General features: G+C 70.2%; 14 protein-coding genes. 6 read left to right on the top strand and 8 right to left on the bottom strand.

Annotated features, from left to right (window positions below):
* Positions 1-38 precede the first annotated feature (38 nt).
* Complete coding sequence (locus ELQ90_RS10660; protein ID WP_128495275.1) at positions 39-1,046, top strand: sugar ABC transporter substrate-binding protein; 1,008 nt, start codon at positions 39-41, stop codon at positions 1,044-1,046.
* A gap of 65 nt (positions 1,047-1,111) precedes the next feature.
* Here the strand turns inward: ELQ90_RS10660 and ELQ90_RS10655 are convergent, their stop codons facing one another.
* The 5 genes from ELQ90_RS10655 to ELQ90_RS10635 are packed head-to-tail and all read right to left on the bottom strand — an operon-like array spanning position 1,112 to position 5,166.
* A complete protein-coding gene (locus tag ELQ90_RS10655) occupies positions 1,112-1,981 on the bottom strand; it encodes a MurR/RpiR family transcriptional regulator (protein WP_128495274.1) in 870 nt (289 codons plus the stop codon).
* Between the two features lie 23 nt (positions 1,982-2,004).
* A complete protein-coding gene (locus tag ELQ90_RS10650) occupies positions 2,005-2,937 on the bottom strand; it encodes an NAD(P)-dependent oxidoreductase (protein WP_128495273.1) in 933 nt (310 codons plus the stop codon).
* Positions 2,934-3,911 (bottom strand): shikimate dehydrogenase family protein, encoded by a 978-nt coding sequence (locus ELQ90_RS10645; RefSeq protein ID WP_128495272.1) that lies wholly within the window; start codon positions 3,909-3,911, stop codon positions 2,934-2,936. The genes ELQ90_RS10650 and ELQ90_RS10645 overlap by 4 nt, the downstream gene beginning before the upstream one ends.
* A complete protein-coding gene (eda, locus tag ELQ90_RS10640; RefSeq protein WP_128495271.1) occupies positions 3,908-4,561 on the bottom strand; it encodes a bifunctional 4-hydroxy-2-oxoglutarate aldolase/2-dehydro-3-deoxy-phosphogluconate aldolase in 654 nt (217 codons plus the stop codon). The genes ELQ90_RS10645 and eda overlap by 4 nt, the downstream gene beginning before the upstream one ends.
* Positions 4,558-5,166: a glucose-6-phosphate isomerase family protein gene (locus tag ELQ90_RS10635; protein WP_128495270.1), complete on the bottom strand. Its 609-nt coding sequence runs from the start codon at positions 5,164-5,166 to the stop codon at positions 4,558-4,560. Before ELQ90_RS10635 ends, eda begins: the two co-directional genes overlap by 4 nt.
* Positions 5,167-5,296: 130 nt before the next feature.
* Here ELQ90_RS10635 and ELQ90_RS10630 point away from each other — a divergent pair, with 130 nt between their 5' ends.
* Genes ELQ90_RS10630 through ELQ90_RS10610 form a run of 5 tightly spaced genes read left to right on the top strand, consistent with a single transcriptional unit; the run spans position 5,297 to position 9,389 of the window.
* The gene (locus ELQ90_RS10630; protein WP_128495269.1) at positions 5,297-6,028 is read left to right on the top strand and encodes an SDR family NAD(P)-dependent oxidoreductase; all 732 of its coding nucleotides are present in this window, start codon (positions 5,297-5,299) and stop codon (positions 6,026-6,028) included.
* Between the two features lie 19 nt (positions 6,029-6,047).
* On the top strand, positions 6,048-7,541 hold the full coding sequence (gene xylB / locus ELQ90_RS10625) for a xylulokinase (RefSeq protein ID WP_128495268.1): 1,494 nt from the start codon (positions 6,048-6,050) through the stop codon (positions 7,539-7,541).
* Positions 7,538-8,473: a phosphotriesterase family protein gene (locus ELQ90_RS10620; RefSeq protein WP_128495267.1), complete on the top strand. Its 936-nt coding sequence runs from the start codon at positions 7,538-7,540 to the stop codon at positions 8,471-8,473. Before xylB ends, ELQ90_RS10620 begins: the two co-directional genes overlap by 4 nt.
* 45 nt (positions 8,474-8,518) lie before the next feature.
* Positions 8,519-8,956, top strand: coding sequence for an alternative ribosome rescue aminoacyl-tRNA hydrolase ArfB (gene arfB / locus ELQ90_RS10615; protein WP_128495266.1), 438 nt, complete (start codon positions 8,519-8,521; stop codon positions 8,954-8,956).
* A 40-nt stretch (positions 8,957-8,996) separates the two neighbouring features.
* On the top strand, positions 8,997-9,389 hold the full coding sequence (locus ELQ90_RS10610) for an ester cyclase (RefSeq protein ID WP_128495265.1): 393 nt from the start codon (positions 8,997-8,999) through the stop codon (positions 9,387-9,389).
* 28 nt (positions 9,390-9,417) lie between these two features.
* Here the strand turns inward: ELQ90_RS10610 and surE are convergent, their stop codons facing one another.
* From surE to ELQ90_RS10595, 3 genes are all read right to left on the bottom strand, one after another.
* Positions 9,418-10,164, bottom strand: coding sequence for a 5'/3'-nucleotidase SurE (gene surE, locus ELQ90_RS10605; protein WP_128495264.1), 747 nt, complete (start codon positions 10,162-10,164; stop codon positions 9,418-9,420).
* On the bottom strand, positions 10,161-11,126 hold the full coding sequence (locus ELQ90_RS10600; RefSeq protein ID WP_128495263.1) for a 1-phosphofructokinase family hexose kinase: 966 nt from the start codon (positions 11,124-11,126) through the stop codon (positions 10,161-10,163). Before ELQ90_RS10600 ends, surE begins: the two co-directional genes overlap by 4 nt.
* Before the next feature lie 82 nt (positions 11,127-11,208).
* Positions 11,209-12,159, bottom strand: coding sequence for a PfkB family carbohydrate kinase (locus tag ELQ90_RS10595; RefSeq protein WP_243696134.1), 951 nt, complete (start codon positions 12,157-12,159; stop codon positions 11,209-11,211).
* Between the last annotated feature and the right edge of the window lie 117 nt (positions 12,160-12,276).

The raw sequence follows: 12,276 nt of genomic DNA, 5'->3' as shown, positions 1-12,276 counted from the left end.
GGACCACTCCCACCCAAACACCCACAGAAAGGTCAGCGATGACATTCAAGAAAGCGACAGGCATCGGCGCCGTCGTCACCGTCGGGGCGCTCGCCCTGTCCGGCTGCGGCACGGTCGGCGACAACGGCGGTTCGGCGGGCGGCACCGCCGAGAACGCCTCGGATGTGACGATCGGATTCCTGCAGCGACAGGTGGACGCACCGTACTACGCCGCGATGCAGGCGGAGGCGGAGGCGCTCGCCGAAGAGGACGGGTTCACCCTCCTCTTCCAGAACGCCGGCGGAGACCCCGTCACCCAGCTCGACCAGGCGCAGACCCTCCTGAGCCAGGGCGTCGACGTCTTGATCGTCAACGCCATCAGCCCCGACACGCAGCGCGACCAGCTCGAGCAGATCGCCGGGGAGGTGCCCCTGCTCTTCATCGACACGAGCATCCCGGAGGTCGGCTTCACCGCCGTCGGCTCCAACAACGAGCAGATCGGCCAGGACTCGGGCGAGCTCGCGGCGAAGCGGTTCGACGAGGGCTCGACCGTGGACATCGCCGTCATCAACGGCGGACCGAACGACGAGATCGTCGGACCCGATCGGCAGAAGGGCTTCCTCGCGGGGCTCGAGGCCGCCGGTGTCACCTACAACATCGTCGCCGAGGCGACCGGGAACTACTCGCAGGACGAGGCGGTTCCCGCGACCGAGAGCGTGCTCGCTGCCCACCCGGACGTCGACCTCATCCTCGGCCTCAACGATGCGATGGCGCTCGGCGCGCTGACGGTCCTCCGAGACCAGAACAACACCACGACCGTGGTGTCGGGCGTAGATGGGCAGAAGGAGGCCTTCGCGGAGATCTCCGACGGCGGGTGCGAGGGGCAGTACGCCTCGACGGCTCTGAACTCCCCGTCGGCGGCGACCGATCGGGCCTTCGAGATCGCGCTCCAGGTCGCCACGGGCGAGGCAGAGCCGGACGACTTCGACGCCATCGAGTACATCGAGGGCGCCGGTGTCGATTGCGACAACGTCGACGAGTACTACGACGAGGACAGCGTGTTCTGATCCGACGAAGAACGAGCAGAGGGTCCGGAAGCGCGAGCTTCCGGACCCTCTGCTCGTTCTCCGGATCACTCGGCGGAGCGGCGCCGGAACGTCACGAGCTGCTCCTTCATGGACGAGAGCCGCTCGGCGTGCCGTTCCCCGCGCCGGAGCGCGACGGCGGTCCCGAGCACGTCGACGATCACGAGTGCCGCGATCCTGCTCACCGTGGGCGTATACATATCGGTGTCTTCGAAGGTGCGCGCGACGAGCGCGATGTCGACCCGCTGAGCGAGGGGACTGTCGTCCGCTCCGGTCAGTCCGATGACCGTCGCGCCGGCCGCCTGGGCGGCATCGACGATCTCGATCACTGATGAGGTGGTTCCGGTGTTGGAGATCGCGAGGAGCACGTCGTCCGGATCGGCGACCGCGACGGTCATGAGCGCCTGATGAGGATCGGTCGGCACGACGCAGGGCACTCCGAAGAGCGGCGCCTTCTGCGCCGCGTCCTGGGCGATGATCCCGGAGGCGCCGAGTCCGGTGAGGATGAGCGAGCGGGCGCCGAGGATCGCGTCCACCGCTCGTTCGATCTGCGCGGCGTCCAGGTAGCGTCGGGCGCGGTCGAGGCTGCTGATGGAGTGGTCGAACACCTTCGACGCCATGACGGCGATGCTGTCGTTGGCCGAGACGGTCGACAGGGTGGCGGGCAGGCCGAGGGCGACGGACTGGGCGAGTGCGAGACGGAACTGGTTGAAGCCGTCGTAGCCGAGTGCCGTGCAGAACCTCATGACGGTGGGCTCGCTGACCCCGGCCGCCTCGGCGACGGAGGCCATGGTTCCCTGCACGATGAAACCGGGATCGCTCGCGACGAGTTCGGCGACCTTCTTCTCCGACCGTCGGAGGGACGGCAGCTCGGCGGCGAGATGCTCGAGCAGCGGCATGCCGGGGTCGAACGTCACGGTGCTCCTCTCGGCGAGGCGATCTACCTCGAGCCCAGCGTACTGAGCAATCCCGCGACCGCACCCTCGACGGCGCGACGGACGCTCGCATCGGTGTAGCCGCCGAGGTGTGCGCTCAGGATCACGTTCGGATGCTCGAGGAGCGGGTGCGGCGCCGGTGGCTCCTCGGCGAAGGCGTCGACGGCGTAACAGGAGACGGCCCCCGATTCCAGGGCATCGAGCATCGCGGTCGGGTCGACCAAGGACCAGCGTGCCGTGTTCACCACGACCGCTCGAGGCGGCAGCAGCGCGATCCGGCGGCGGTCGAGCAGTGGGGTGCCGTCCGCGGGCGGCGGTGCGTGGAGCGTCACGACGTCGGCGCGTGCGAACAGGTCGCCGAGTTCGACACTCTCGACATCGGGTCGGTCGGAGACCGCGAACGGGTCCGAGACGAGGACACGGGCGTCGAGGCCGCGCGCGAAGGCGGCGCTGAGTCGTCCGATCGCTCCGTACCCGACGACACCAACGGTGAGGTCGGGGAACTCCCGACCGGGCGTCCTGAACCACTCACCGCGCCGCAGCGCGTCGTGCGATGGCACCGTTCCGCGCACACCGGCGAGCATGTGGGAGAGGGCCAGCTCTGCGACGCCACGAGCGTTGGCACCGCGAGCGGTGAGGACCTCGATGCCCCGGGCGGCGGCGGCCGCGGCGTCGATGGCGTCAGCGCCAGCGCCGTTGCGACTGATGACGCGCAGTGCGGGGAGCAGGTCCATCTCGGCGGGGCCGATGCGCTCGACCCCGGCCAGCCAACCGACGATGTCGTGCGGCACGTCCGCGAGGTCGGCGGCGGTGGGAGTCGTCCCGGCGGGTCCGGAGACGAGCTCGAACCCGGCGTCGCGTAAGGGCTGCAGCTCGATGACCGATTCGAGACCGGCCGCGGTCACCGATCGGGGTGTGACCAGGATGCGGCGCGTCATCGCGTGTCGCGAGCGAGCTGGGACAGGGTGTCGAACCGTGGCCCCGAGGTGGGGATGTCGGTCGCGAAGACTTCCGCGATGACCTGCGTCCACCCGTGGATGAAGTAGTCCCAGCCGTCGACGACGGTGAGACCGCGAGTGGGCGCTTGCGCACGCGCCTGGTCGAGGAACACCAGGTCGCCTCGGTAGTTGAGATCCCACGCATAGGCGTTCTCGGGGAACACGGCGTCGTCGGAGAGCGGCGACCCGGGGGCGTCCTTGCCGAGCCCCGTGGCGTTGACCACGACGGCGCCCGGCGAGAGCGTGGCCAGGAGCGCGTCGTTCTCCTGTGCCGTCGCGATCGATTCGGTCCGGAGGGGGACGTCGGGAGCGGTGGCCTCGTGCACGCGGCGCAGGATCTCCAGACGCTCCGGGCTGCGGTTCGACACGATCACGGACGCGGGGCGCCCGGCCGTGCGCTCGGGGCGGATGAGGTGCCAGTCCATGGCGATAGCCGAGCCTCCGGCGCCCATGATGAACAGGTCGCGCGGTGCGTCGCCCCACGCGGTGGGCGGGATGAAGGTGTCGAGTGCGAGCCCTGACGAGTAGGGGTCCTTCGCATCGGCGCGCAATTTCCCGTCGCGCTTCGAGATGGAACTGATCTCGGTCATGAGCCGCGCCAGCGGGTCGATCTCGTCGAAGAGATCCGCCGCGGCCGCATACAGATCCATCTTGTGCGTCGTCACGAGAGCGCCGAGGCTCAGTGCGTCGTCGGCGAGGAACTGCACGACGCGTCGGTACTGCTCGGCGGGCGCGTGGACGGGCAGGTCGACGCCGACGAGCTCCACCTCCCCGAGGTCGAGCTCGACCGCCCAGCGCGGGAACACCGAGCGGATCGACGAGGACGCCGTCGTGACGCCGACGAAGTAGAAGGTGCGGACGGCGGCCGGCTCGAGCGTCTCCGCGGTGAGCGTCTTCGGGGAGGTTCCGGTCATGATGCGAGAACTCCGCTCTGCTGCGCGGCCGAGACGGCCGCCGATGCTCGTTCGGTGATGCCGGCGTAGTCCCCGTCGCGAAGGTGCTGCGCCGTCGCGATCCACGTGCCTCCGACAGCGGCGACGACGGGGCTCGCGAGGTATCGGTCGAGGTTCGCGGGGCGGATGCCGCCGGTGGGCATGAATCGGACGCCCCGGGTCGCGAACGGCCCCGCGAGAGCCGTGATGGCGGCGATGCCCCCGGAGGTCTCGGCCGGGAAGAACTTGACGAGATCCCAGCCCTCCTCGACGGCCGCCATCGCCTCACCGGCGGTCACCGCGCCGGGGATGAACGGCAGGTCCAGCTGCCGCACAGCGGCGGCCAGGGTCGGGGTGAGCCCGGGGGAGACCAGGAAGCGCGCTCCGGCCTCGGCCGCACGCTGCGCATCGGACGCCGTGATGATGGTGCCCGCACCGAGCAGGAATTCCGGCCGAGCGTCGGCGATCGCACGGACCGCGTCGAGCGCCGACGCCGTGCGCAGGGTGATCTCGACGGCGGGGAGGCCGCCGGCCGCGAGAGCGTCGGCGAGCGGGACGGCGTCTTCGACGCGCTCGATCTCGACGACGGGGACGATGCGGAGCGATCCGAGTTCCGCGAGGACGTCGCTCATCGCGCCACCGCTCGGTAGCCGGTGTGGTCGGGGTTGGGTCGGTTCGTCCAGCCCCCGTCGCCGTCGTCGACGACGAGCGTCGTCATGCCGCCGGCGTCCTCGATGATCTGGTAGTTCTGACCGGCGTCCGAGGCGTAGCAGAACAGCGTCACGAAGGGTTCGTCGCCGATGTTGACGCTGCGGTGGATCCATTGACCCGGCACGTCGACGGCGTCCCCGGCTCGCAGCTCGACGCTCGTCGACTGCCCGTCGACGGTCTCGAGCAGCATCACGCCGTGTCCGGAGAGGCAGTAATAGAGCTCGGCACGGTCCGCGACCGCGTGCAGGTGCCCGCGGGTGACGGCGAACTCATCGCCGTATCGGCCGGGGAGCAGGCGGCTGGTGCCCACGATGAGCGCGCCGGGGCCGGTACGGTACTTGTGTTCGTGCACCTCGTACACGAGCTCGTCGGGGCCGCGTTCGTCCAGTGCGGACGTGTAGGCCGACTCGTCCCGATACACGCCGGCCATCTCTCCGAGACGCTTGGTGTAGACACGGGTGCCGCCGTCGAGCTGACCGCTCGTGTGCACCCTCAGCAACTGGGGAACATCGATGTCCTGTTCCATCCGGTCCTCCTCGATCAGTTGGTAGTGACACTACACGAAAGTTGCCGTGAGGTGCAGGATAGAGGAGCCGACGGCCTTTAGGCTGGGCACGGATGTAGTTTGGCTAACCAAATAGGCAAGGAAGCACATTATGGAACTCACTCTGCACGGGCGCCGCGTCGCCGTCACGGGGGCTGCCGGGGGCATCGGATCGGCGATCGTCGACCGACTGCTCGCCGAGGGCGCCGACGTCATCGGACTGGACATGCGCGGGCTCGAACGGCTGCCCGCATCGGTGACGACCTTCGAGGTCGACCTGTCGTCGGCGGAATCGATCGGCTCGGTGGTCTCCGAGATCTATCGCGACGACGAGCGCCCCGTCGATCTCGTGACGAGCGCTGGCATCGTCGAGGACGACGTTGCCGCCGAGGACATGCCGATCGAGCAGTTCGACCGCGTGTACGGCGTCAACATCCGTGGTGTGTTCCTCACCAATCAGGCCTTCGGGCGTGAACTGCTGAATCGCGGAGGTGGCGCGATCGTCAACATCGCCTCCATGAGCGGCAACGCCATCGTCAACTTCCCTCAGAAGCAGAGCGCTTACAACTCCTCGAAGGCGGCTGTGTCCGCCTTGACCCGCTCGCTCGCGGTGGAATGGGGACCCCGCGGCGTGCGCGTCAACACGTTGTCGCCCGGATACGTGGACACACCCCTCAACCACTTGAAGCAGCACATGCACGACACGTGGCGCGCTGACACGGTCATCGGCCGATTCGCCACGACCGAAGAGGTCGCCGGCGCCGTCCGCTTCCTCCTCAGTGACGAGGCGGCGTACTTCGTCGGTGCCGAACTGCTCATGGACGGCGGCTCGTCGCTTCGGTGACGGGAAAGGCGGAGGACTCGTGATACTCGCACACGATCTCGGCACGACCGGGAACAAGGCAACCCTCGTGGACGCGGACGGCCAGCTGGTCGATGCGGTCACCGAGCCGTACCCGGTCGGCTTCGGACCCGGGGGCAAGGCGGAACAGAACCCCGAGGACTGGTGGGACGCCGTCTGTCGCGCCAGTCGACGGCTGGCGGCCGTCGCGGCGGAACGCGGCGCGACGATCGAGGGCGTCTCCTTCTCGGGCCAGATGATGGGAGCGGTCGCCGTCGGACCGGACTCGCGAGCGCTCCGGCCCGCGATGATCTGGGCGGACACGCGGTCGGTCGCGCAGAGCGCCAGCATCCTCGAGAGGATCGGCCTCGAGGACGCGTACCGCATCACCGGCCACCGCATCAACGCGACCTACACGCTGTCGAAGATCGCGTGGCTCCGCGACAACGAGCCCGACGTCTTCGCCCGCACCACGCGCGTCCTGCTGCCGAAGGACTACATCGTCGCGCGGCTCACCGGTGTGCAGGTGACGGATCCGTCCGACGCCTCCGGAACGAACGCGTACGACCAGGCGACGGGAACCTGGTCTGCCGAGGTGCTGGATGCGGCGGACCTTCCGCTCGGACTCCTGCCCGAGATCCAGCCGAGCACCACCATCGCCGGCCTCGTGACAGCCGACGCCGCAGTGGCGACGGGCCTGCCGGTCGGGACCCCCGTCGTCATCGGCGGCGGCGACGGCCCCATGGCGGCCCTCGGCGCGGGCATCATCGATCGATCCTCGGGTGCGTACGCGTACCTCGGCTCGTCGTCGTGGGTGTCGATCGCGGACGAGCGTCCCGTACACGACCCGCTCATGCGGTCGATGACGTTCAACCACGTCATCCCGGGGATGTTCGTGCCGACGGCGACCATGCAGGCCGGTGGTGCCTCGCTGCAGTGGATCGTCGACGTCCTCTCGCCGACCGGTCCCGACCGCTTCGCCGAGCTGCTCGAGCAGGCAGGCAGGCCGGCCGCCATGGACGGCCTGTTCTTCCTCCCCCACCTGCTCGGTGAGCGCTCGCCGTACTGGAATCCACGGGCCCGGGCGGCCTTCGTGGGGCTGCTGATGCATCACGGCCGGGGCAACATGGTGCGCGCGGTGCTCGAGGGCGTCGCGTTCAACCTGCTCACCGGACTCACCGCGTTCCGCGAGGCCGGGGTGGAGGTGGGATCCGTCGACACGATCGGCGGGGCGTCCAAGTCTGCGGCGCTGCTTCAGATCTTCGCCGACGTGTGGGACGTCACCGTGTCCGCCCGCACCATGCGTGATGAGGCGACCTCCGTCGGCGCCGCCGTGGTGGGAGGCGTCGGCATCGGCATGTTCGACGACTTCAGCGTCGCCGAGCGGTGGGGACGACGGGACGCCGCCATCGCTCCGGATGCTGAGCAACGAGACGGGTACCGCATTCGCTACGAGCAATTCCTCGACGCCTACCGGCGGCTGGAACCCTGGTTCGAGAGCGTGTCGGAGACATGACCGAGCCCTTCGTCCGCACCGTTCTCGGTGACGTCCTCCCCGAGGTCCTCGGCCGGGTGAACTACCACGAGCACCTCTTCCAGGTGTCACCGCTGCTTCCCGGGGAGGAGCTCGCCGATGAGGAGCTCTCGCGGGCGGAGGCTGTCGACCTCGTCGCGGCCGGCACGGGCGCCATGGTCGAGGCGACGCCCACCGGGCTGGGCCGACGACCCGATGCGGTCGCACGGATCAGTCGGTCGACCGGCCTGCACGTCGTGCACGTCACCGGTGCGCACCGCGCCGCGCACTACGGCGCCGACGACAGCCTGCTGACGCTCGACGAGGACCGCCTCGCCGAGCGATTCATCGCGGACATCGCCGACGGCTTCGCGGAGGCACCGGGCGTGCGAGCCGGCGTCGTCAAGGCCGGCATCGAGTACTGGAACATCCCGGCGTTCTCCCGCCGGGTCCTCACGGCCGCCGCCACCGCGGCACGGATCACCGGCGCGCCCCTCATGGTGCACCTCGAACACGGCTCGGCGGCGCACGAGCTGCTCGATCTGCTGGAGGCGGAGGGCATCGCGCCGTCTCGCGTGGCCCTGGCACACGTGGATCGAAATCCGGATCCGCTCGTCCACGCCGATCTCGCGGCTCGTGGCGCCCGACTCGGCTATGACGGCTGGGCCCGGCATCGGGACTGGCCGGATTCGATGCTGCTCGATTGCCTCACTCGTGTGGTCGGCACCGAGGCGGGGAGACGGGCGGTCATCCTCGGCGGCGATGTGGCGAGGGCGAGTCGGTACCTCTCGTACGGAGGGATCCCCGGGCTCGGCTACGTCGCCCGCCGGATCGTGCCGCAACTCGAAGAGCGACTCGGCGTGGAAGTGGCGTCCGGCATCCTGCACGACAATCCCGCATCCTGGCTCACCTTCGCGGCACCCTCACCGACGTGACGACTCCGCCTCCGGCCCTCGTGCATCACAGGGGATGATGGAGGCATGGCCGCTCCGCACCGCCCCGGCCTGCGCGTCACGTCGGGGATCACGATCCCCGACGCCGAGCTGTCGTGGCGGTTCTCGCGGTCCTCGGGTCCTGGCGGGCAGGGGGTCAACACGACGGATTCGCGCGTCGAGCTGCTGTGGGACGCGGCGAACACGACGGCACTGTCGCCGGCGCAGCGCGAGCGGGTCCTCGACCGGCTGAGCGGGCGTCTCGTGGACGGCGTCCTCACGATCGCGGCGTCCGAGCATCGGGCGCAAGTCCGGAACCGCGAGGCGGCACGGGCGCGGCTCGCGGCCGTCGTGGCAGAGGCGGCGCGACCGCCCGCAGCGACGCGGCGGGCGACGAAGCCGACCCGCGGGGCGAAGGAACGCCGGCTGAAGGCGAAGCAGCAGCGGACGAACACCAAGCGGTTGCGGCGGCCGCCGACGGACTGACGACGGCGCCGCACGACCTCCGCCCCGGGATAATGGACGGGTGGAGTCGTGGGAGTTGCACGGGTGGTTCGGGGACTACCTCGATGCGCTCAACCGGCATGACCTCGCCGCCATCCGTGAGTTCGTCGACGAGCGCGTGAAGCGCGCGCACCTGCCGGGCGGCGTGGCGGCGTGGACGGCCGATCTCGCGACGCTCTTCGAGGCGTTCCCGGATTGGCGCTGGCGCCGCATCCAGCTCGTCGTCGAGGACGACCGCATCGCGGCGCACCTGCGGGGGAGCGGGACGCACACGGGCGAGTTCCGCGGGGTCCCCGGGACGCGTCGGCACGCGAACGTCGCGGAGTTCGGCATCTATCGCGTGGCGAACGGTCGCATCGTCGAGTACACCGGGTCGACCGACGACGAACTGCTCGCGCAACTGCGGCGGCGCTAGCCTCGAGCGCGGCTCCCGGCGCGGGACGTCAGCCCAGCGCGACCTCGAGAGGCAGCTGGGAGACCGGGTCGAGGCGCGTGATCGTCACCCAGCCCTCCGCGAGGGACGCGGCGTCCGTGCCCGGGTCCGGACTGTTCGGCAGATCCTCGACCGCGAGGCGCACGTGGTGCTCGTCGCTCTCCCCGAGCGTGGTCTGGACGATGCCGAACGGGGCCAGTGACGCCTCGATCACGCCGCGATTCGTCGGAGCGTTCGGAACGTTGAGGTTGATCACGGTGCCGCTCGGATGGGCGAGCAGGAGTTCGATGTGCGCGAGGGCGGCCGTCGCCGCGGTCTCCCAATGGAACTCCTCGGGGTGGAGGCCCACGTCGAGGGAGACGGCGGCCGCCCGTGCGCCATTGAGCCCCGCGGTGAGCGCGGCTCCCACCGTGCCCGAGTGGAGGATGGCCCGACCGACGTTCGCTCCGTGATTGATCCCCGAGAGCACGACGTCCGCCGGAGCCCCGAACGCTCCGCGCGCCGCGATGAGGGCGATGAGTCCCGGTCCTCCGGAGACGGCGAACGCGGGGACGTCCTCGAGTCCGTCGAGGGTGCGGCGTTCGACCGCGATGCCGCCGTCGTCCTCGGCGGCCATGATGGAGGCGCTCGAGCCGCTCGACTGGAGGGCCGGGGCCGCGACCGTCACGTCGTGGCCCGCGTCGCGCGCCTCTCGGGCGAGGACGTGGATGCCGGGAGCGTCGATGCCGTCGTCGTTCGTCACGAGGATGCTCGTCATCGCTCGTCCTCCTCCGTGATGTCGTCTGAGTCGTCCTGGCGGTCCTCATCGGACAGTTCGCGGACGGCGACGGACTCTCGGAGCCGGAGGATCGCTTCCCCGTCTCCCGTGCCGAGGCCGTGCCGAGTGACGTTCAAAGCCCCGGCCGCCGCACCGAGTGTGACGGCCTCGCGCGGCTGCTCGCCCCGGGTCATGGCCGCGACGACGCCGGCGGTGAGCGAATCACCGGCGCCACGGGTGTCGACGATCTCGAGCGACGGCGGCGAGACCTCGAGGAAGCCGTCGCCGTCGAGGAGCAGGGACGGTTCGGGAGCCCGCGTCACGATGACCGTGTCGGCTCCGTCATCGCGGAGGCGACGCATGGCGGCCTGGATCGACGAGACGTCGTCGTCCGTGAACCCGTCGGCCGTGAGTTCCTCGTCGCTGAGCTTGAGCACGTCGACACCGCCCTCGAGAGCCGATCGCAGTCGATCGCCCGCGAGGTCGACGACGACGCGGGCTCCGCCGGCGCGGAGGTCGGCCGCGAGTCGACGATACGTGTCGGCGTCGAGCACCGAGTCGGCGTCCGGCCCGCTGAGGATCACGAGACCGGTCGTGAGCCCCTCGCGGAGAGTGAGGCTGTAGAGCTCGTCGAGGTCGTGGCGGGAGAGCGCGTCGCCGTCCTCCTCCGCGACGACCTCGCGGTGTCCCTCGCGTCGGTCGTGCACGTATCCGGCACCGCGGCCCGGTCGCTCGACCGCGGCCACGGCGATGCCCTCGTCCTCGAGGATGCGCCGGAGTACCGTGCCGCTCTCGCCCGTGATCGCGCAGCACAGCGTCACCTCGATGCCGAGGGTCCGGAGCATCCGCGCCTGCCAGACGCCCTGCCCGCCCGCGTGGATGTGGATCTCGTCCCCGGACTCGTGTTCTTCGATCGTGACCGTCAACGTGGGTGACGGCGCGAAGATCGCAACGCTACTCATGCCTCGAGTCAACGAGACGTCTTCGCGGCCGGCAACCCCTTGCCGGTCTGCGGCTGCTCGTCCTCATCGGTGTGGAGCGAGCTCATCGGTGTGGAGCGAGGCGGGCCAGATCGGGGCGACCACCGAGCCGAGCAACCGTCGCGGCGGCCGAGCGGTGCGCGAGGTCCCCGGCGTCCCGCGGGCTCAGGCCGCGGCGGAGGCCGGTGACGAGCCCTGCGACGAACGCGTCGCCGGCGCCGGTGGGGTCGACGACGGCCGCATCGCCGAAAGCGAAGAAGGCGCTGTCGCCGGACCAGGCGACGAGATCCCCCTGACCCTCGACGGTGAGGGCGACGACGGAGGCGCCTGTCGCCAGGATCGATTCGGCGGCGACCCGGGTCTCGGCGGGAGAGGAGAGCGTTGCGCCTGTGAGGGTGCGCGCTTCGGTCGCATCGGCTCGCACGACGTCGACGATCCCGAGTAGCTCATCGCGAGTTCTCCCCTCGGCCGCACCGTCGATCACGACCCGAAGCCCGCGAGCCCGACCGAGTCGAGCCGCCGCGAGCACGGTCGCCTCGGGTTGCTGCAGCTGCAGGACGACGGTGTCGCAACCGTCGAAGGCCCCGGACTCCGCCGCCGACCGGACGTCTTCTTCGGTGAGGAGGGAGTCATCGGGGACGTGCTCGAGGAGCGCCCGGTCGGCGTCGCCGTCGACGACGTCCACGAGGAGCGCGGTCTCAGCTCGCCTCACGATCCAGCGCACGTCGATGCCGTCGCTCGCCGCAGTCCGCGCGGCTTCCTCGCCCGCAGCATCACGGCCGAGGACCGCGAGCAGGCGGACCGACGCACCGAGTTGTCGCAACCCGACCGCCTGGTTGGCCCCCTTGCCGCCGAGCGTCTCCATCCGCTCGGTCACGGATGCATGGTCGTTCCGTTCCGGGAACCGCTCCGTCCGCAGGACGAGGTCCCGCGCGGCCTGACCGACCACGAGCACCCCGTCCGACCCGCCGTCGTGCTCCGTCGCGTGTCCCCTCCGCCGCATCTCACCGTCCATGCCTCCACTCTCTGCCGGACGCATGCGGTGCCGCTCGGGGTGGCGATCGAACGAAGTGGGCGCTACGACCACTCGCCACGGTCGCTCGTCGGCCGTGAAAGCCGGCCCACTGGGGCC

Origin of the sequence: Labedella phragmitis, from assembly GCF_004078635.1 — a bacterium.
Classification (GTDB): Bacteria; Actinomycetota; Actinomycetes; order Actinomycetales; family Microbacteriaceae; genus Labedella; species Labedella phragmitis.
Note: the sequence above shows the minus strand (reverse complement) of the source record. Positions and strands in the feature narration are given on the sequence as shown.